Origin of the sequence: Mesorhizobium sp. CA5, from assembly GCF_020165105.1 — a bacterium.
Lineage (GTDB): Bacteria > Pseudomonadota > Alphaproteobacteria > Rhizobiales > Rhizobiaceae > Mesorhizobium.
Genome location: NZ_JAIUHJ010000002.1, coordinates 212,877 through 232,700 on the forward strand (window position 1 = coordinate 212,877; position 19,824 = coordinate 232,700).

General features: G+C 62.2%; 18 protein-coding genes and 2 pseudogenes. 14 read left to right on the forward strand and 6 right to left on the reverse strand.

Going from position 1 to position 19,824, the window contains the following annotated elements; translation table 11 throughout:
- Positions 1 to 3: 3 nt before the first annotated feature.
- On the reverse strand, positions 4 to 894 hold the full coding sequence (locus LB529_RS03960; protein ID WP_224710254.1) for a 2-hydroxy-3-oxopropionate reductase: 891 nt from the start codon (positions 892 to 894) through the stop codon (positions 4 to 6).
- A gap of 109 nt (positions 895 to 1,003) precedes the next feature.
- Here LB529_RS03960 and LB529_RS03965 point away from each other — a divergent pair, with 109 nt between their 5' ends.
- The 14 genes and pseudogenes from LB529_RS03965 to LB529_RS04030 all read left to right on the forward strand — a co-directional run.
- The gene (locus LB529_RS03965; protein ID WP_224710255.1) at positions 1,004 to 1,768 is read left to right on the forward strand and encodes an HpcH/HpaI aldolase family protein; all 765 of its coding nucleotides are present in this window, start codon (positions 1,004 to 1,006) and stop codon (positions 1,766 to 1,768) included.
- A gap of 8 nt (positions 1,769 to 1,776) precedes the next feature.
- On the forward strand, positions 1,777 to 2,994 hold the full coding sequence (locus LB529_RS03970) for an NAD(P)/FAD-dependent oxidoreductase (RefSeq protein ID WP_224710256.1): 1,218 nt from the start codon (positions 1,777 to 1,779) through the stop codon (positions 2,992 to 2,994).
- 55 nt (positions 2,995 to 3,049) lie between these two features.
- A pseudogene (locus tag LB529_RS03975) lies at positions 3,050 to 3,352 on the forward strand (electron transfer flavoprotein subunit beta/FixA family protein); the annotation flags it as partial.
- A 612-nt stretch (positions 3,353 to 3,964) separates the two neighbouring features.
- The gene (locus tag LB529_RS03980; RefSeq protein ID WP_224710258.1) at positions 3,965 to 4,396 is read left to right on the forward strand and encodes a hypothetical protein; all 432 of its coding nucleotides are present in this window, start codon (positions 3,965 to 3,967) and stop codon (positions 4,394 to 4,396) included.
- Positions 4,393 to 5,613, forward strand: a complete 1,221-nt coding sequence (locus LB529_RS03985; RefSeq protein ID WP_224710259.1) for an NRAMP family divalent metal transporter — start codon at positions 4,393 to 4,395, stop codon at positions 5,611 to 5,613. Before LB529_RS03980 ends, LB529_RS03985 begins: the two co-directional genes overlap by 4 nt.
- The gene (locus LB529_RS03990; RefSeq protein WP_224710260.1) at positions 5,613 to 5,972 is read left to right on the forward strand and encodes a hypothetical protein; all 360 of its coding nucleotides are present in this window, start codon (positions 5,613 to 5,615) and stop codon (positions 5,970 to 5,972) included. The genes LB529_RS03985 and LB529_RS03990 overlap by 1 nt, the downstream gene beginning before the upstream one ends.
- A gap of 2 nt (positions 5,973 to 5,974) precedes the next feature.
- The gene (locus LB529_RS03995) at positions 5,975 to 6,337 is read left to right on the forward strand and encodes a hypothetical protein (RefSeq protein ID WP_224523016.1); all 363 of its coding nucleotides are present in this window, start codon (positions 5,975 to 5,977) and stop codon (positions 6,335 to 6,337) included.
- 192 nt (positions 6,338 to 6,529) lie between these two features.
- Complete coding sequence (locus tag LB529_RS04000) at positions 6,530 to 6,775, forward strand: hypothetical protein (RefSeq protein WP_224523015.1); 246 nt, start codon at positions 6,530 to 6,532, stop codon at positions 6,773 to 6,775.
- A gap of 259 nt (positions 6,776 to 7,034) precedes the next feature.
- Positions 7,035 to 7,409, forward strand: a complete 375-nt coding sequence (locus LB529_RS04005; protein ID WP_224710261.1) for a c-type cytochrome — start codon at positions 7,035 to 7,037, stop codon at positions 7,407 to 7,409.
- The gene (locus tag LB529_RS04010) at positions 7,406 to 8,569 is read left to right on the forward strand and encodes a c-type cytochrome (RefSeq protein ID WP_224710262.1); all 1,164 of its coding nucleotides are present in this window, start codon (positions 7,406 to 7,408) and stop codon (positions 8,567 to 8,569) included. The genes LB529_RS04005 and LB529_RS04010 overlap by 4 nt, the downstream gene beginning before the upstream one ends.
- A 426-nt stretch (positions 8,570 to 8,995) precedes the next feature.
- Complete coding sequence (coxB, locus tag LB529_RS04015) at positions 8,996 to 9,787, forward strand: cytochrome c oxidase subunit II (protein ID WP_224710263.1); 792 nt, start codon at positions 8,996 to 8,998, stop codon at positions 9,785 to 9,787.
- The gene (gene ctaD, locus LB529_RS04020) at positions 9,784 to 11,697 is read left to right on the forward strand and encodes a cytochrome c oxidase subunit I (RefSeq protein WP_224710264.1); all 1,914 of its coding nucleotides are present in this window, start codon (positions 9,784 to 9,786) and stop codon (positions 11,695 to 11,697) included. The genes coxB and ctaD overlap by 4 nt, the downstream gene beginning before the upstream one ends.
- Complete coding sequence (locus LB529_RS04025; protein ID WP_224710265.1) at positions 11,698 to 12,294, forward strand: heme-copper oxidase subunit III; 597 nt, start codon at positions 11,698 to 11,700, stop codon at positions 12,292 to 12,294.
- 14 nt (positions 12,295 to 12,308) lie between these two features.
- Positions 12,309 to 12,418, forward strand: a pseudogene (locus LB529_RS04030) (cysteine hydrolase); the annotation flags it as partial.
- A gap of 2 nt (positions 12,419 to 12,420) precedes the next feature.
- On the opposite strand, the gene LB529_RS04035 reads toward LB529_RS04030, so the two are convergent.
- From LB529_RS04035 to LB529_RS04055, 5 genes are all read right to left on the reverse strand, one after another.
- Positions 12,421 to 14,721: an FdhF/YdeP family oxidoreductase gene (locus LB529_RS04035; RefSeq protein ID WP_224710266.1), complete on the reverse strand. Its 2,301-nt coding sequence runs from the start codon at positions 14,719 to 14,721 to the stop codon at positions 12,421 to 12,423.
- A gap of 469 nt (positions 14,722 to 15,190) precedes the next feature.
- On the reverse strand, positions 15,191 to 16,102 hold the full coding sequence (locus tag LB529_RS04040; RefSeq protein ID WP_224630782.1) for an ABC transporter permease: 912 nt from the start codon (positions 16,100 to 16,102) through the stop codon (positions 15,191 to 15,193).
- Positions 16,099 to 17,199 (reverse strand): ABC transporter permease, encoded by a 1,101-nt coding sequence (locus LB529_RS04045; protein ID WP_224710267.1) that lies wholly within the window; start codon positions 17,197 to 17,199, stop codon positions 16,099 to 16,101. The genes LB529_RS04040 and LB529_RS04045 overlap by 4 nt, the downstream gene beginning before the upstream one ends.
- A complete protein-coding gene (locus LB529_RS04050; RefSeq protein WP_224710407.1) occupies positions 17,196 to 18,719 on the reverse strand; it encodes an ABC transporter ATP-binding protein in 1,524 nt (507 codons plus the stop codon). The genes LB529_RS04045 and LB529_RS04050 overlap by 4 nt, the downstream gene beginning before the upstream one ends.
- Positions 18,720 to 18,721: 2 nt before the next feature.
- Positions 18,722 to 19,816, reverse strand: coding sequence for a BMP family ABC transporter substrate-binding protein (locus LB529_RS04055; protein WP_224523351.1), 1,095 nt, complete (start codon positions 19,814 to 19,816; stop codon positions 18,722 to 18,724).
- Positions 19,817 to 19,824: the final 8 nt, after the last annotated feature.

A 19,824-nucleotide genomic window follows, 5' to 3' on the forward strand; every position in this document is an offset into this window, starting at 1 on the left:
CGGTTATTCCTTTCCGTTTGACAGTTCGTGATCACTCAGGATTTCGAGCGCCCGCACGAGTGAAGAATGGTCGGCGTCCGCGCCGGCGGTTCGCGCTGAGCAAGCGTTCATCAGCTGCTGCGCCGTTGCCGTGCCCGGCAATGCAACGCCAAGCGCGCGAGCACTTTCGAGCGCAAGACCGAGATCCTTCTGGTGCAGCCGGATGCGGAAACCCGGGGCGAAGGCGCGGGCGATCATGCGCTCGCCATGCACTTCAAGCACGCGCGATGAGGCGAAGCCGCCCATCAGGGCAGTGCGCACCTTCGCCGGATCGCAGCCGGCCTTGCCGGCAAAGACCAGCGCTTCGGCAACCGCTTCGATGTTGAGCGCGACGATGATCTGGTTGGCGATCTTGCATGTCTGGCCGGCGCCGTTCTTTTCGCCGATCAGCGTGATGTTGTTGCCGAGCTGCTCAAAGATCGGCAGCGCGCGCTCGAACTCGGCGGCCGGTCCGCCGACCATGATGGTGAGGCTCGCCGCCTTGGCGCCGACCTCGCCGCCGGAGACCGGCGCGTCGAGATAGCCGCCCCCCGCTTCCCTGATTTTCGCCGCAAATTGGGCGGTGGCGATCGGGCTGATCGAGCTCATGTCGATCACCAGCTTGCCGGCGGATATCCCTTCAAGCACGCCGTTCTGGCCCAACAGGACGCGCTCCACGTCAGGCGTGTCGGGCAGCATCGTGATGACGATCTCCGCGGTCCGCGCTACCTCGGCGGCGGAGGCGACGACCGATGCTCGCAGATCTGCAGGCAGAGGCGAGCGGTTGAGCACCGTGACGACCTCATGCCCTCCGTCGGCGAGATGCCCTGCCATCGGCGCCCCCATGACGCCCAGTCCGATAAAGCCCATCTTCATTTGCAACTCCGTTGCGGCCAGAGCCATCTTGCAGGCCAAGCTTGCCATATGATATAGGACATCATACAAATTTCAATACACCTTCTTCTCATTGGAGACCAATCGCAAAATGCAGGAGCGTGTCAATTCGCTAAAGGCTGCCGTGCAGGCGGGTAAACCCCACATCGGTATCTGGTGCTCGCTGGCTTCGGCGCTGACCACCGAGGTCGTCGCCGGCTCCGGGACGGGCTGGCTGCTGATCGACGGCGAACACAGCCCGAACGATCTGCGCAGCATCATGGCGCAGCTTCAGGTCGCGGCAGCGTTTCCTTGCGAGGCAGTGGTGCGCCTACCGTCGGATGATGCAATTCTCATGAAGCAGGCATTGGATGTCGGCGCCCGCAGTCTGATGATCCCCAATGTGCGCACGGCCGATCAGGCACGCGCCATCGTCGCAGCCATGACCTATGCGCCAGGCGGCTTCCGCGGCTTTTCCGTCGGTCATCGTGCCAATGCGTTTGGCCGCATCGCCTGCTACCACGCCAAGGCACGCGAGCAGCAACTGCTGGCCGTCCAGATCGAGGACGAATCGGGCGTCGCCAATGCGGGCGAGATCGCCGCTGTCGCGGGCGTCGATGTGCTCTTCGTCGGCCCCGGCGATCTCTCCACCAATATGGGCGCGATGGGCAATCCAGGCGCTGCACATGTGCAGGAGGCGATCGCTTCGGTGCGCAAGGCCGCGGCCGCCGCTGGCAAGGCCAGCGGCATCCTGGCGCCGGTCAAGGCCGACGCCGACCGCTATGTCGCCGACGGCTTCACCATGATTGCGGTGGGCTCGGATCTCGGTTTGCTGGCGCGGGGCTCGGATGCCCTGATCGCTTCGTTCAGGCAGTAGGAAAAGTCATGGCAATTCCTCCTTACAAGGCGCCTTCCCGGGACGCCTACGACATCGTCATCGTCGGTGGCGCGGTGATCGGTTCGTCGACCGCTTACTGGCTGAGCCAGGCGCTGGGCAGCGGCGCGTCGATCCTCGTGGTCGAACGCGACTCAAGCTACGAGTTCTCCTCGACGGCGCTCTCCACCAGCGCAATCCGCCAGCAGTATTCCAACCCGATCAATGTGAAGATCAGCCAGTTCGGCATCGAGATCATCCGCGGTTTTCAGGAGCGGATGGCGCCGTTCTACACCAATGAGCCCGCGCCTGATCTCGGCTTGAAGGAACACGGATATCTCTACTGCTGCTCGCCCGAAGGCGTGGACGCGGCGCGTGAGCGGGTTGAGCTGCAGCGCAGCCTCGGGGCTCACACAGTCTTCCTCGGACCGGGCGCGTTGAAGGAACGTTTTCCCTGGCTGAATGTCGACGACCTCGGCGGAGGTTCGTGGGGTTCGCGCGAAGAGGGCTGGTTCGACTCCATGGGCTTGCTTAATGGGTTCCGCCGCGCGGCGCGAGCGAGCGGCGTGGAATATATCGACAACGCCGTGACGGATTTGGATGTTTCCGAAGGCCGGGTCGTCTCGGCCCGTCTCTCGACCGGCCAGACGGTTCGTTGCGGAACCCTAGTCAACGCCGCCGGTCCACGCGCACAGCAGGTCGCCGCCATGGCTGGCTTGTCCATCCCGGTTGCTCCCTACAAGCGCTACAGTTTTGTTTTCGCCAGCGCCAATCCCATCCCCGGGCGGATGCCCAATGTCATCGATCTTTCCGGCACATTCGTACGCCCCGAAGGCGAGCTCTTCCTCACCGGCAACACGCCGCAGGGCGACGGGCCGGCCGAATACGACGATTTCGAGATGCATTTTGAAGAGTTCGACGACTACATCTGGCCGGCGCTTTGGCACCGCATTCCAGCCTTCGACGCGTTGAAGGTGCAGACCAGTTGGACCGGCCATTACGAATACAACATGCTCGATCACAACGGTATCGTCGGCTTCCACCCGGAGGTGACCAACTTCATGTTCGCCAACGGTTTCTCCGGCCATGGCCTGCAGCAGTCGCCTGCCGTCGGCCGGGCGGTCTCGGAGCTGATTGTCCACGGGGCTTTTCAGACGCTCGACCTGTCGCCGTTCAGCTACGAGCGCATACCGCGGAATGAACCGTTTCTCGAAGAAGCGGTGATTTGAGCCGTGTCAAACTGAGCCGACCGGCGCTCCCAATTTGATTTCAGGGAAAACGGAAATGAAGATCCTTGTGCCCGTGAAGCGGGTTGTGGACGCCAACGTCAAGGTCCGGGTGAAAGCCGACGGACTGGGCGTCGAGCTTGCCAACGTCAAGATGGCGATGAACCCGTTTGACGAGATCGCGATCGAAGAAGCCATCCGCATCAAGGAAGCCGGCAAGGCTGAAGAGATCATCGTCGTCTCGATCGGCCCGCAGCAGGCGCAGGAGACGCTGCGCACCGCGCTCGCCATGGGCGCCGACCGTGCCATCCTGGTCAAGACCGACGAGCAGACCGAGCCGCTGGGCGTCGCCAATTTGATCATTTGATGACTCGCAGGACAGCTGGCTGCTTCATTGCATCGCGTTTCGCCTCGCGATCATTTCTGGTGCGAGCGATATCCACCGCGATCCGCTTCTTGTTTGCTTCGGGACGTAGTTGTCCGTCACGGTTTTTGACGAATGACCCATGGCCGCCATGATGGCGGGCCTGAACGTTGCATTCTCATCTGGCGAAAATGGAAGACTTCGATTAGCTCCAAAGAGCGTCGAACAGCTCGAAAATGGCTCCAATGACAGCGCGGAGCCGATCTGCGTCGAGATGTTCCATCGGTGTGTCGCGTCAGGTCAGAGGGTACTCTGGGTCGACCTTCAGGCTTAGAAATCGTTCGATCAACATGCATTCTTCTGTTGGGTCGCACTGTCAAAGTCGAGCCACCCCATCGTGTCCTCAAGCGGTCTCGCTACATGAGAAAAGGTCTTCGCCAGCGCTCGAGCTGGCAGGTCGATGACTACAGCTTTCGAAGCGAAGTTGAGCAACTCATCAGTAGACGAGTTGCCGGAACTGCGCCAACGGACACTGCCGTCCAAGTGAGTGGAACCTTCCGATCGATGCTGCCTTATCTTCATGTTTGAAGAAGCAGCGAGAGGAAGCAATTGAGCAGCATTGCCTGGCGGAGTCTGCTTTTATTCCCGGTGCTTGCACTGGCGCTTGCCTCCTGCTCCTCATCTGAAACCGTCGAACAGCAATCGAAGCTTGCCGCCTCGACGGGGGAGGCGGCGGTATTGGTGATCAATGCCTGGCTTTCCGGCGCCGCACCGCCGCACTATGCATCTGCGGCCCTGCAATCCTTTGCTGGCACGCTTGGTGACGCCGACCGGCAAGTTCAATCGGCCCCTTCATCCGATATCGCAAAGCGGGACGCGCTGAAGTCGGCGGTCGGCCGGCTGACGATCGCAGCAGCCGCGGCCGAGCGCGCCGTTAAGGCTGAACAGCAGATCCAGGCCAGACAGGCGCGGCAGGATCTTCGCGCCGCGCAAGCGGATCTCGCCGCGGCCTATCGCCAGTATTTTGCGCAGCAGCAATGAAGAAGCTGCTTGAAATTTCACTCGGTGTCGTGACCAGCGTCGGCGGCTTCCTGGAGGTCGGCTCGATGGCGACGGCGGCGCAGGCCGGTGCATTGTTCGGCTACCAGCTCATCTGGGCGATTGTACTTGGCACCGTCTGCATAGCCTTCCTGGTCGAGATGGCTGGCCGGTTTGCCGCCGTGAGCCATCACACCATTGCCGACGGTATTCGCGAACGTTTCGGCTTTCATGCTTTCATTTGGCCGCTGCTTACGGTCTTGCTGGTCAACTTCCTGGTGCTGTCCGCCGAGCTAGGCGGCGTTGCCATTGCCGCCGAGCTTGCCACAGGAATCGGTTTCCAGTGGTGGGCCTTGCCGGTCGCTTTCCTTGCCTGGCTGCTGCTGTGGAAAGGCACGTTCGGCCTCATCGAGAAAGGGGTATCGATGCTTGGCCTGGTCACGCTCTGCTTCGTAGTCGGGGCGGTGATGCTCCGCCCCGACTGGAAAGAGGTGGCGGTCGGGGCCGTGCCCAGCCTGCCGCAGCACGACACGGCGACCTACTGGTTCATGGCCGTCAGCATTCTCGGCGCATCGATCTCGCCTTATCTTTTCATGTTCTATTCGTCGGGCGCGATCGAGGACCAATGGGACAAGAGTTACCTCGGCGCCAATCGGGCGATTGCCGGCCTTGGCATGGGCTTCGGAGGGACAATCTCGATCGCCGTGCTGATCGTGGCCGCGCTTGTGCTCGGCGCCAATGGCGTGAACCAGGTGGATGACTATAACCAGCTTCCGCTGATGCTGATCCCGATCTTCGGCTTCTGGGGCTTCGTCCTTTTCGTTGCTTCGCTGGGCATTGCCTGTTTCGGAGCCGCTCTCGAAGTAGCTTTGCAGCAGGCCTATCTGGTCGCGCAGGGATTCGGTTGGACATGGGGTGAGGATCTGAAGCCGCGCGATGATCCCGGATTCAGCCTCGTCTACACATTGACGCTCTTCCTCGCCGCCGTCCCGATAGCGCTCGGTCTGGACCCGTTGAAGCTCACCATCTTCTCGATGGCGCTGACCGCGGCCAGCCTGCCGCTGACGGTCGTGCCGTTCCTTTTCCTGCTGAACGACGACCGCTATGTCGGCAAGCATCGCAACGGTGTCATTTCGAACGCGGCCGTGATCTTCGTCATCGCGCTCGGCTTCGTGCTGGCGGTGGTGACCATTCCGCTGCAGATATTCGGAGGCACATGATGCAGCTGCTGCGCGATATATTGGACAAGCAGGTCGTCGATCGCGAGCAGGTCAAGATCGGCAAGGTTGATGGCCTGGTCGCCGAGCTGAGGCAAGGCAAGCCGCCCAGGGTCATTGCGATCGAGCTTGGCTCGATCGCGCTGGCGCGTCGGCTTGGCGCGCGACCCGGCCGATGGACCGCGCGGCTCGCGGCAAAGCTTGGCGGCAAGCGCCAGGCACGGCCGCACCGGATCGCGTGGCACAAGGTGCGCGACATCGGTGTCGACATCGAATTCGATATCGACGTTCGCAGGACGAAGATCTTTGCCTGGCAGCACTGGTTGCGCGATCACGTCGTCGGCCGGATCCCGGGAGCCTGACGATGACGAATGTAAACCTCGAGCATCTGGCCGGTCGGCGCGTGTGCTCAGAAAGCGGCAAGAGCATCGGCTACATCGAGGAGATCATCGCCGAGCAGGATGGTGACGATCTCGTCGTCACCGAATTTCATATCGGCATCTTCGCGGCGTTCGAACGTCTGTCCGCGTCGACCGTCGGCACCGCATTGCTCGATTTTTTCAAGCTGCGTCGCAGGTCGGGCCTCTATCGCATACCTTGGGACAAGCTCGACATTACCGATCCGGCGCACCCGCGGCTGCTCTGCTCGGATAACGAGCTTTCGGGATTAGAAGATATTGGCAATTCTCGGACAAGTCCCGCTCCCCTCCATCAGCGCGACAGTTGAGGCAGCGGTCTTCCGATGTCGTCCGAGACGCTTTGCACCGACCCGCGGGCGCGCCGTCTGTCCAGATGAGCCCGGACTTGCCGACGCCAAGGCCGCTACTCTTGCCATATTGCATTTATGCCCAAGGAAACTCCTCGTATGCGGAACGATCGAGTCCAACTGCCGTTACCGTCAAAAAGACAGGAGCGAGCAATGACTGGACGCACCACCCACGATCAGCAGATACGTGTCATCGAGAAGCGTGAGAATACGAAGAACGCGCCCAAGGAATTCGAGGCCAAAGCGGAGCTGAAGCGGTCGGCGGCGGAGCGCGAGGCACGGCGGAAGGGGTCGAGCCTCAGGGGCGATACGCCTGACCTGGTCGATCCAGACGATCGCAATATCCTTCGCGGCAAAAATCAAGAAAGTGCCCATAACAAGAATCGAGATTCCAAGTAGGACCGCCTTCCGCGGCAACCCCAGGGCCTCCCGGCCGCAATCGGTGCCTTCTCGATAATCTGTGGCAGCAGTCTTTTGCGCAACTTGCCCGGATTCTCGACGAATAACTGTGATCGGCTTCGACGTGTTCGACTGGAAAAGGTCTCCAGGCTGAACCACCGCCTTCGCTAGCGGTTGACCGCCAAAAGACCGCAGCCCCGGCGCCCGCGGGAATGGAACCTCGCCCATCCTGCAAAGTTAAAGCGCGGGAGCGGTTGTCATGTCAGCAAACGCCGGCCTTCTGGTAGGCTTCGCATTTTGGTTCCTTGCCTATGCCAGCAACTGGGTCGCAGCCGAGGAACTCGGGCATCAACAAGCGAAGGTCGTCGAACTGTCGCTGTTCCTGAGCAACGGTTGTGGTGCATGCCATACCATAAGAGGCACCGAGGCCCGCGGGTCGATTGGCCCGGACCTTTCCCATGTCGGATCGCGATCAGCGATCGGCGCCGGGGTCCTGCCTAACACCGAGGAAGCCATTGCACGTTTTGTCGCTCGCCCTGATCTGTTCAAGCCAGGCGTGAAAATGCCGGCGTTCGACATGCTGCCGCAAACCGAAATCCAGGCGATCGCGCGATATTTGAAAGCCTTGAAATGACGCCTGGTTCTCGTACCGAATTCGGGACAGCGTCGTCCAATGCTACTGCCGAAGAAGACACCGTTCGCGTGGCGAACCAGCCGATGATGATCCGCGTGAAGCATGTCGTATTCGGCGCCATCGGTTTGCCTGTCGTCCTGTTGCTTGGGGCATGGATCGGCTTTTTCAACGTCGGCGCCAGCAGCGGCCATTGGAAGGTGACGGCCTGGTTCCTTCAACTCGCCATGCGCTCGGCCGTACGCACCTATGCATTGGCCGTGGACGCGCCGAAAACGCTCGACCGGCGGGGGCTCCCGGCGGCAGCCGGACATTTCGCGCGAGGCTGCGCGATCTGCCACGGCGCACCCGGCGAGCTCCGCTCGCCGGCGGTGCTGCGGATGCTTCCGCAACCGCCGGATCTTGCGCTCACGGTCGGAGATTGGACCGACGCCCAGCTTTTTCGGATCGTCAAGCATGGAATACGGTTCACCGGCATGCCCGCCTGGCCGGCCCGCGACCGCGATGACGAGGTCTGGGCAATGGTTGCTTTCCTGCGGGAACTGCCAAAGCTCAATCCGAATGAATTTCGAGCGCTTGCCTTCAATGGCAGCGATGCTACCAGCAGCGATCGGCAACCCGCCACCCCGGATGTTCTCTCCGACTGCATGCGCTGCCACGGAGGCGACGGCGAGGGCAGGGGTGACGCCGTGCCCGTGCTGGCCGGGCAGAAAGAAGCTTACCTGCTCGCCAGCCTTCAAGCCTATGCCAAAGGCGATCGCACGAGCGGCTTCATGGCTCTGCCGGTGACTGGCGTCGACCCCGCCGATCTGGCTGCGCTTGCCCGGTATTTCGCGGCGCAGCCGTCGGTATCAGCGGACCGCGATCAAGTTTCGGCGGAGGTGATCAACAAGGGACAGCAAATCGCTGAGGCCGGAATTCCGGAGCGGAACGTGCCTGCCTGTTCCGGCTGCCATCTCGGCTCCGACAAAAATCAGGTTTATCCACGCCTTAACGGTCAGCATGCCGCTTACCTGGAGCGGCAGCTGAAGCTGTTCCGGTCCGAGGACCGAGGCGGCACGCCGTTCTGGCATATCATGGCTACCGCAGCCCAACGCCTCACGGACGACGATATACGGGCGGTATCGGCCTATTTTTCCAGACGTGCTGAAGGTCCTCGGTGAGCACAATGCGCCTGCTGTACAAGGCGCCTCGAAATCGGTTCAAGGAACTTTATCCCATCCTGCCAGTTCCAACTCCGCACAGACGGCCTGAGCAGACAGCCGGCTGAAGCATCCTTTGCGGGTGAACCAGGCTGAATGCACTTCCGGCGGCCTTACGAGACATGGAATTTCGGGACTGCAGCCTGTCCCGGCCTCCTGTCGCAGCTATGGCGCGTAGATGCCGCAGAACAGAAGAACGCCGCCGATCAGGCAGAAGGCGAGGAGTGTCGCAACGTAGAACCCGTGTTCGCGGAAAATCCTGATATCGCGTTTCAGACTCACGGCTCAGCCTCTTCGGCACCCTACGAAGCCCACAACACGGAACGGCACCGGCGAGTTCCGGATGCTCTGTTTCCTCTGTTTCGAAGAGCCCCCAATTGGCGGGTGTTGGCCCGCCTCACGGCTGCCGCCGGCGGATCCGCTCTCGCCTCTCGCTGCACGGGTGTGCAGTCGGCCCTCGATCCGCACGGCGAGCAGGCCGACGCTCTGGCTGTTCTGTTCTGGATATTCACGGCCGTGCTCGGACTTGTCTGGCTGGTCACCATGGCCGGGTTGTTCTTCGCGCTGACACGCCGGCGAGATAGTCGCGGCGAACCGGCGCAAGCGCGTCCAGCCGTCAAACGGCAGGTGCGTATCGCCTTTGCTGCGATGCTGGCATCGACCGTCATCATTCTCTCGGGCCTGACCGTGCTCAGCTTCGACGGACAAAGGATGGTTTTCAGGGATGGGGCCGGGGCGGCCGTAACAATATCGGTCATAGGGCACCAATGGTGGTGGCAGGTCCGCTACGAAGGAAAGAATGGTTTCGAGACGGCAAACGAGATTCGCATTCCGGTAGGCAGCGCGGTCGATATCAAGCTCACCACGGGTGACGTGATCCACTCGTTCTGGATACCGAGCCTTGCCGGCAAGCTCGATCTCATTCCAGGCAAAAGCAATGAACTCCGTATCCAAGCGGACAAGCCCGGCGTGTACCGCGGCCAATGTGCCGAATTCTGCGGTCAGCAGCATGCGCATATGGCGATCTTCGTGGTGGCACTGGAGCCGAGCGAATTCGAACGCTGGCGCGCAAAACAGGCCGCGCCCGCAAGGCCGATGGCTCATCTTACGAAGCAACAAAATGTCGTTGCTTCCGCGGCACCGTCTCCGTCCGCCGCCCTTTCGGAGCATTCGCGATGAGCCAGGCGGTCGAAGAACGTCACGAAACCCGTGACACCGATCTGGGTGACGAGGAGCTGCGCGCAAGGCTGAGCAAGACCTGGGGCACGGCGCGTGGTCTGATAGGCATTCTTTCGACAGTCGATCACAAGATCATCGGCATCCGCTATGCCGTCACTGCCTTCGTCTTCCTGTTGGCCGGCGGCATCATGGCGATCATCATGCGGCTGCAGCTCGCACGGCCGGACAGCCACTTCGTCGACGCCGAGCTCTACAACCAGCTTTTCACCATGCATGGCACAACGATGATGTTCCTGTTCGGGGTGCCGGTCGGCGAGGCGTTCGCCGTCTATCTGGTGCCGCTCATGGTCGGCACCCGCAACATCGCCTTTCCGCGTCTCAATGCCTTCTCCTACTATGTCTATCTGTTCGGCGGCCTGATGTTGTGGGGCGGTTTCGCGTTGAGCATCCGCCCTGATGTCGGGTGGTTCTCCTACGTACCCCTCGCAAATCTGAATTTCACTCCAGGCAAGGGGCCGGACTATTGGGCGCAGATGATCACTTTTACCGAAGTCGCAGCGCTCGCAGTCTCGGTGGAGATCGTCGTCACAGTCCTGAAGCAGCGCGCCCCGGGCATGACGCTCGACCGCATTCCACTCTTCGTATGGACGATGCTCGTCCATTCCTTCATCATCATCTTCGCCATGCCGGCGATCATGCTCGCCTCGTCTATGCTGATCATGGAGCGGCTGGTCGGCACGCAGTTTTTCAATCCGGACGCGGGCGGCGATCCGCTGCTTTGGCAGCACCTTTTCTGGTTCTTTGGTCACCCCGAAGTCTACATCATCTTCCTGCCTGGAACCGCTTTCGTGTCGGCGATCGTGGCGACATTCTCCCGGCGGCCGGTCTTCGGCTATTTGCCGATGGTGCTGTCGCTGATCGCGATCGGCTTTTTGTCCTTTGGCTTGTGGGTTCACCACATGTTCGTGACCGGCCTGCCTGAAATCGGCGCCGCATTCTTCACCGCCTCCAGCATGGCTATAGCCATTCCGAACGGGGTCCAGATATTCTGCTGGATCGCGACGCTGTGGGACGGCAAGCCGGTGCTCAAGGCGCCGTTGATCTTCGTGCTCGGTTTCTTCTTCATCTTTGTCGCCGGCGGGCTCTCGGGTGTGATGCTGGCGTCAGTGCCAATCGATACGCAGGTGCACGACACCTATTTCGTCGTCGCCCATTTCCACTACGTGCTTATAGGCGGCACCGTCTTTCCGCTTGTCGCGGCCGTCTACTACTGGTTCCCGAAAGTGACGGGCCGGCTCATGGATGAGCGGCTCGGCAAATGGCAGTTCGTCCTCGCCTTCACTGGTTTCAACGTCACGTTTTTTCCGATGCACCTGCTCGGCCTGCACGGCATGCCGCGCAGGGTCTACACCTACCCCGCGGAGATGGGCTGGGGCGGGCTCAACCTGCTCGCCAGCACCGGCGCGCTGCTGTTCTTCGCAAGCTTTCTGCTCATGCTCTACAACATGATTGCCAGCGCCCGCTCGGGCGCCCTTGCCGGCGACAATCCCTGGGGCGCCGACACGTTGGAGTGGGCGACCAGTTCGCCGCCCCAGCCGCAGAACTTCGATCGCATTCCCTGCGTCACAAGCGGTTCGCCGCTATGGGATAAGGGCGATGACAAGGCGGTGGTCGGCGGCCTCAAGGTTGATGAGCGCGAACTGCTCGTGACGAGCGTCACGGAGGCCCGGCCTGACATTCGCGAGGAATCGCCGGCGCCCTCGATCTGGCCCTTTCTGGCGGCGTTTGCCACAGCCGTCGCGTTCATCGGCTCGATCTACACGCCCTGGGCGGTTACTTGGGGTTCGCCCGTCGTCGCCATCGTGCTGGTCGCCTGGTTCTGGCCGAAAACCATCGAGGAGAATGTCTAGATGGCCCGCAGCGTCATCGATGTCTCGGGTTTGCCGACCTATGCCTTCGGTTCGCGTGTCACCCCCTGGTGGGGGACCTTCTCGTTCTGCCTGCTGGAGGGAACTGGCTTCGCCCTCGGCATCGGCGGTTATCTCTACCTGGCCGTCACCAACAAGGATTGGGCGAAGGACGCGGTGCCTTTGAGCCTGCTCTGGTCGGCGCTCTTCACGCTCGTCCTTGTTGTCAGCGCACTGCCGAATTTCCTGATCAAGCGAGCAGCGACGCAGGAGAGTTTGCGCTCGGTCCGTCTGCTGCTGCTGATCATGAGCGCGATCGGGCTGGTGCTTATCGGGCTGCGCATCATGGAATTCTCGGCCTTGCCGGTACGCTGGAGCGACAATGCCTATGGCTCCTTTGTCTGGCTCCTTCTTGGCCTGCATGGCGTGCATGTGCTGACAGACGTCGCCGACACGCTGGTCCTGACGGTGCTGATGTTCACGCGGCATGGAACGGGCAAACGCTTCAGCGATGCCGAGGACAATGCTTTCTACTGGTATTTCGTCGTGCTCTCATGGCTGCCCCTCTACGTCGTGCTCTATTGGCTGCCGAGGTTGTGATACGGCCGGGATCGCGCAGTTCCTCCGACGCTACGCACGACGCCTGATGACCGTCTACCACCAGCGCTTCGCGCAACAAGTCGAGACCGTCGACATGGAGACGGTTCTCTCGGCCTGGACCTGACGCTATGCGACGATCCTCACCGGCACCGACTTCGCCGCCGGGACGTGCGCTTTATGAGCCCGGTGCCACAGCGGAATCAAAGGATTGAGTTCGGGATAATAGCCGGCGCAGTTGCCGCTTGGTATGGAGTAAGGCGTGACCCGCAGGCCTCCCACCCGCCGCTCGACGCCGTCATCGGCATGCGCCTCGAGAGCGACTTCCTGCCCGGCGCTGAGCCCCATCCGTCGGATGTCTTCCTCGTTCATCAGCAAGACCATTCGCGTTCCGATGATGCCGCGCAACCGATCGCGATAACCATACACGGTCGTGTTGAACTGGTCGTTCGACCGAACTGTGATCAGCGTCAGTACGTCCTCGCCCGACACATCGATGTCGGGGTCGGTTTCCAGTGTGGTGGGCAGCTTGAAATTCGCCTTTTTGTTCGGCGTTTCCCAGACGCGCTTCGACGCCTTGATATCGCGATGGAATCCACCTGGCGTGAGGAAGCGTTTGTTGAAATCCTTGAAATGTGCCGGGAAGCAGCGCTCGATCTCGTCGCGGATGCGGGAATAGTCAGCGACCCAGTCGTCCCAGGGAACCGAACTCATGCCGGCGACGGTCGCCTTGGCGAGTTCCGCGACAATGCTCGGCTCGGACATGAGATGCTCGCTCGGTTTTTGCCGCGACCCGAAGGAGCCGTGAATGCACGCGGTCGAATCCTCCATCGAGACCCATTGCGGCCCGCTGGCCTGAATGTCCTTCTCCAGCCGAGACAGGCATGGCAGCAGATACGTGACTTTCCCGGCGATCAAATGGCTGCGGTTGAGCTTGGTCGCGATCTCGACGTGCAGGTCGAGGTTCCGCCAGGCCTTCTCGACCAGTCCGGTTTCCGGAACGGCCCGCACGAAATTACCGCCGAGTCCGACAAAACCGCGAACCCGCCCGTCGATCACGCCCTCGCACGTCTCGACGGTATCGAGCCCCTTATCCCGCGGCGGCTCGAAGCCGTAGAAGTCGCGAAATTTGTCGAGCGGAACAAGCTCCGGCTTTTCGGAAATGCCGACCGTTCGCTGTCCCTGCACGTTGGAGTGTCCGCGCAACGGCGATATGCCGGCTCCGGGCTTGCCGATATTGCCGCGCATGAGCAGCAGGTTGCACAGCATCTGCACATTCTCGGTGCCGTGGCGATGCTGAGTGAGCCCCATGCCGTAATTGCCGATGACCGCATTGGCCGAACTGTATATTTCAGCGACATGTTCGAGATCAGCCCGCGAGATGCCGGAACGTCGAACGATGTCTTCCCAACCGGTCGCGCGCAGATAGGCTTCGAAGTCGGCAAAGCCGTATGTATGCTCCTCGATGAAAGCGGTATCGAGGACGCGTTTTCCGCCTCGCTCTCGGGCTGCGTCATCGAGCGCCAGCACAGCCTTGGCGATACCAGTCATGGCCGCAATATCCCCGCCCGCCCGGATCTGGAAGAAATCGCTCGACATTTTCGTCCCTGGGCCTGGCGACAGCATCTCGACCGGGTTCTGCGGGTTCTTGAATCTCACCAAGCCCCGCTCCCGCAGAGGGTTGAAGGTGATCACCGGGACACCGCGCTGGCGAGCGTCCTCGATGGGGTGTAACAGGCGCGGTGCGGTGACACCGGTATTGTGGCCGAAGAAGAACATCATGTCGGATTTGGCGAAGTCCTCCAATTGCACCGTGCCGACAGGAGAGCCGATCGATTCCGGTAGGCCGACCGACGTCGACTCGTGACACATGTTCGAGGAATCGGGCAGGTTCGAAGAGCCGTAGATGCGGGCGAAGAGCTGATACATGAACGAGGCCTCGAGCGAGGCGCGTCCGGACGTGTAGAAGACCACGGACTTCGGGTCGAGGCGCCTGAGCTGAGCGCCCATATCGCCGAACGCGTCCGGCCACGCCACAGGCTCGTATCTGTCGGTGGCGCGATTATAGCGCATCGGCTCCGTCAGGCGTCCCTGTTTCTCAAGATCGTGATCCGGCCAATCCAGGAGTTCGGTCACTCTATGGGTGGCAAAGAAGGACGGCTCGCAGCGCCTGCTGGTCTGCTCCCACATCGTTGCCTTGGCGCCGTTCTCGCAGAACTCGAAAGGCCGCGGCTCGGCCGGCTTCGCCCATGAGCAGGAGACGCACATGTAGCCGTCCGCCTTGTTCTGCTTCAGCAACGTGCTCCATATGTCGGACAGCAGCAGCCCCTGGTCCCGCGCGTTGCGGATCAAAGACTTGAGCGAGCCCCATCCGCCGGTCGGATGATTGTATTTCTTGATCTCGACGCGATCGGTGACAGCAGGTTCCATGTGAGTCGTCCAAAAAAGAGGAAAGCAAAGAGAAAACCAAAGCGGGCCTCAGTTGTTCCAGCTTGCCTCGTCAGTCACTCATCGTCGGCCGCCAGTGCTCAGGCTCGCTAACGGTAGCGCACGGTCGTGTCGGATGGCTCAATTGTGTCCAAAGAGGCGCTGCCAATCTCCACCAAGAGTGCCGAAGGGCGATGCCGGACAGCCTTGAACCGAGCGGATGATTGAGGTGGTGCCCATCTATCATCAGCTTCGCGCTGCCCAGGGCCAGCGTGGACGTCCGGCCGCCGCTGCGCTGCGCTCGTTGTTAGGAGAGATCGTGCTCACGCCCGGCGACAAGCGCGGCGAGGTCCATGCCGAGCTATGCGGCGAGCTGCTCGGCATTCTCAAACTCGTCAACCCTTCATGCGCCAGGGGTATGGTGCGACCTGAGCTCAGATGTCGGGTTATAGCGCCCGGGCGGCGAGCGGCACTATGGTTCGAAAGGCTCTCCCAGCGAAGCCACGCCGTTGAGCTTGAGCAGACGCCGGTTCGAAGAAATGATGCCCAGCACGACGATTGTCACGAGATAAGGCAGGCTCGATAGAAGTTGCGAGGAAACGTCGAGCCCAGTTGTCTGGGCCGCGAGGCTTGCGAGGGACACGGCGCCGAAGAGGCAAGCACCAAGGAAGATACGGCTGGCAAGCCAAGTGCCGAAGACGACGAGCGCGATCGCTATCCAGCCGCGCCCGGCGATCATGCCATCGGCCCAGAGCGGAGTGTAGACCACGGCCGCGTAGGCACCGGCAAAACCCGCCAACGCGCCGCCGAAAGCGACCGCGGCGAAGCGCACGGCGATTACCGGATAGCCGAGCGCACGGGCCGCCTTGGGATTCTCGCCGACGGCGCGGATGACGAGGCCGGTCTTGGTGTAGGCGAACACCGCCCAAATGGCGACGGTCGCAGCGAGCGAAAGCCACACGACAATGTCTTGGCTGAACAGGCGGCCGATGACCGGGATATCTGAAAGCCAGGGCAATGAGAGCTTCGGAAGCCCTTTGACCGTGAGGCTCTCAAAACTCTTGCCGAACAGCGCCGACAGGCCCTGGCCGAGGATGCCTATGGCAAGGCCCGTCGCAACCTGGTTCGCCCGGAATCCCAGCGCCACGACCGCAAAGACAAGGGAAAGAGCGGCGCTGGCGAGACCAGCGGCGAGGAAACCCAGGAGATGCCCGCCGCCTTGATAGACGATGATGAAGGCGATGACTGCGCCGAGGGCCATCAGGCCCTCCACACCGAGATTGAGGACCCCGGCGCGCTCTGCCACCAGTTCGCCGAGCGCCGCCAGAAGGAACGGCGTAGCCGCCGCCAACATCCCGGCGATGATGAACTCCACGGCGTTCATGGCGTGCTTGCGTGGGCGGCATGGCGCCATTCGAGCCGATAGCGGACGAAGGCGATGGCGACAAGATAGGCAAGCAGCAGGCTGCCCTGGAAGACCCTGACCGCAGCGACCGGCAGATTTGCCGAGACCATGGCGTTATCGCCACCGATATAGAGGGCCGCCATGAGCAACGCGGAAAGGACGATACCGACCGGGTGAAGGCCTCCGAGATAGGCGACGATGATGGCGGCATAGCCGTAGCCGGTCGAGATGGAGCGCTGCAACTGTCCGAGCGGCCCGGCGACCTCGGCCGCTCCGGCGAGGCCTGCCGCGAAGCCACCGACGAGGAGCGAAAGCCAGATCGCGCGTCCTTCGTTGAAGCCAGCGTATCCGGCGGCGCGCGGCGCGAGGCCGCCGACCTGCAGCTTGTACCCTGCGAAACTCCTCTGCATGAACACCCAGGCGCCGAGGGAGAAGGCGCAGGCGACAAGCAGCGAGAGGTTGACGCGGGTGCCGGGGATCAGGATCGGCACCATCGCGTCGTACTGGAACATCACCGATTGCGGGAAGTTGAAGCCATTCGGATCCTTCCAGGGGCCGAGAAGCAGATAATTGAGCAATTGCGCGGCAACGAGCGCCAGCATGAGCGACACGAGAATCTCGTTTGCGTTGAGCTTCACGCGCCAGAAGGCCGTTAGCGACGCCCACAGCGCGCCGCCCAGCGCGCCGATGAACAGCATGGATGGCCAGATCCACTGGCCCGTTGCCTGCGGGAACCAGACGGGAATGGCGGATGCGAAGATCGCGCCGAGGATGAACTGGCCCTCGGCGCCGATGTTGAAGACCTTCGCGCGAAAGCCGATCGCAAGCCCCTGCGCGATCAGCAGGAGCGGCCCCGTCTTCAGCAGAACTTCCGAGAACGAGGCCCAGGACAGGAAAGGCTCCAGGAGCATCGCGTGGAAAATAGCGACCGGATCGCGGCCCATCAGGAGGTAGAGGCCGAGATTAAGCAGCGTCGCCAGGGCGAGCGCCATGGGCGGGGCGACCAGCTTCACGGTAAGCGAGGCATGCTCCCGGCGAACCAGAACCGGAAGGAACGGCCTGGAAAGAGCGCTCATGCCGGGACCTTCGTGGCCATTGATTGCGCGCCGATCATGTAGCGGCCGATCTCCTCGGGTCTGGTGTCGCGCGTCACCAGCGGCGGGCTCAGCCGGCCCTGATGGATCACCTGGATCGAATCGCAGAGTTCGAACAGTTCCTCCAGCTCCTCCGAGATGACGAGGATGCCCATGCCCTCGTTGCGCAGCGCGACAAGGCGCCGGCGGATGGCGGAGGCCGCGCCGATGTCCACGCCCCAGGTGGGTTGCGCCACGAACAGCAATTTCGGGGACAGCATGATCTCGCGGCCGACGATGAACTTTTGCAGATTGCCCCCCGAAAGCGCGCCGGCCTCCGCTTCGGAACCGGGCGTGCGCACGTCGTATTGCCGGATGCAGTCCTCGGTGAAAGCCTTCGCCCGGGCTGTGTCGACAAGGCCGCGTTTCAGCAGGCCGAACGGATGGGCGGTCAGAAGGCTGTTGAGGACGAGCGACATTTCCGGCACCGCGCCGCGGCCGAGCCGTTCCTCCGGAACGAAAGCGAAGCCCAGCCGGCGGCGGGCGGCCGTATCGAGCGCGCCGACATCCTTTCCCATCATGTAGATGCAATCGGACTTTTGGCGCGGCAGCACCGTTTCGCCCGAGATCAGCGCCGCGAGCTCGCTCTGCCCGTTGCCCGATATGCCCGCTATGCCGAGGATCTCACCGGCACGCACCGTCAGATTGACGTCGCAAAGCGGCACGGCGAAGGGATCGTCAGGCTGATGGTCCAGGCCCACGATTTCGAGGCGCTTTTCGCCGCCGGAATGCGCCAACGCCGGCATGGGCTGCGGCATGTCGCGGCCGATCATCATGCGGGCGAGGTCGTGCGCGTCATGGTCGCGCGGGTCCACGTGGCCGGTGACGCGCCCGCCGCGCAGGATGGTCGCTCGATCGCAGACCGCCCGGATCTCCTCCAGCTTGTGCGAGATGAACAGGATCGAAACGCCGCCGTCGCGCAGCCGCCGCAAAGTCTCGAACAGCTTGTCCACCGATTGCGGCGGCAGGACGGAGGTCGGTTCGTCGAGGATCAGAAGCTGGGGTTCGGTCATCAGGCAGCGAATGATCTCCACCCGCTGCCGTTCTCCCACCGAGAGCGCGTGCACATGGGCAAGCGGATCGACCTCGAGTCCGAAGTCGCGGCCGAGCGCACGGATGTGTTCCGCGAGATCCGATTTGCCCTTGGGCACGACCAGGCGGATGTTCTCCATCACCGTCAGTGTTTCGAACAAGGAGAAATGCTGGAAGACCATGCCGATCCCCTTGCGCCTCGCATCCGCGGGGGAAGCGAGGGCCAGGGGGTCTCCTTTCCAGGTCGCCATTCCGGCGTCCGGCTGCTCGACGCCGTAGATCAGCTTCATCAGCGTCGACTTGCCCGCTCCATTTTCCCCGAGGATCGCATGGATCGAGCGTGGAGCCACATCCAGATCGATGTCTCGATTGGCATGAATCTGGCCGTAGCTCTTGGAGATGCCGCGCAGCGACAGGAGCGGGACGGTCACGGTCACTTGGGCAGCGGCGTGGTGACGCCTTTGACGTGCCAGTCCATGGCAACGATCTCGGCCCCGGTCATCGTCTTGCCGGCGGGCACGCCCTCGCTGCCGTCGGCCTTGACGATCGGACCGGTAAAGGGCGAGAAGCTGCCGTCGGCGATCTTGGCTTCAACGTCCTTGATCCTGGCCATCATGTCGGCCGGGATTCCCGGGTTCCAGTCAACGACCTCGACCACCTTGTCGCCCACACCCAGGAAAGCGTTTGCGCCCTTGAAGGTGCCGGCGATGTGGGCGTCGACCGAGGCCTTGAAGAAGGGCGACCAGTCGGTCGCCACGCAGCCGAGATAGGTTTTGGGCGCGTATTTCTTCATCGACGAGTTGAGGTTGAAGGCGGGGACGCCGGCCTCTTCGCAGGCCGAGACGACGGAGGGCGTGTCCTGCGCGTTGGAGAAGATCACGTCGCATTTCTGCGCCAGCAGCGCCTTGGCGGCCTCCTGCTCCTTGGCCGGATCGAACCAGGAGTTCACCCATACGACCGAAACCTCGACATCAGGCTTCACCGCCTGCGCTCCCAGCGTGAAAGCGTTGATGGAGGTGATCAGCTCGGGAATGGCGAAGGCAGAGACCGAGCCGAGCTTGCCAGTCTTCGAAAGCGCGGCTGCCGCCATGCCCATAAGGTAGGTACCCTGGGAATATTGGGCCGCGAAGGGCGAGAAGTTCGGCGCCACCTGGAAACCGGAAGCGTGCAGCACGGTTACGTCGGGATTGCGGCGCGCGATCTGCAGGGCGCCGTTCTGATAGCCGAAGGAGCCGGCGACCAGGAACTTGTTCCCGTCGGCGACCGCCTTGTTCATGATCCGATCGGCATCGGGTCCTTCCTGTATGTTCTCGATGATGGTCACCTTCACCTTGTCGCCGTAGGCTGCCTTCACAGGCTCAAGCCCGTCGGCGAGCGCACGGCCCCAGCCGACATCGCCGACCGGCGACGGGACCACGAGCACGATGCCCAGAGGTTCGTCGGCGGCAAGCGCGCGGCCGCCCATTGCCACGACGAGCCCAGAGGCGGCCGCGCCTTTCATCAATGTTCTGCGGGTAAGATTTGTCAGCATGTCGG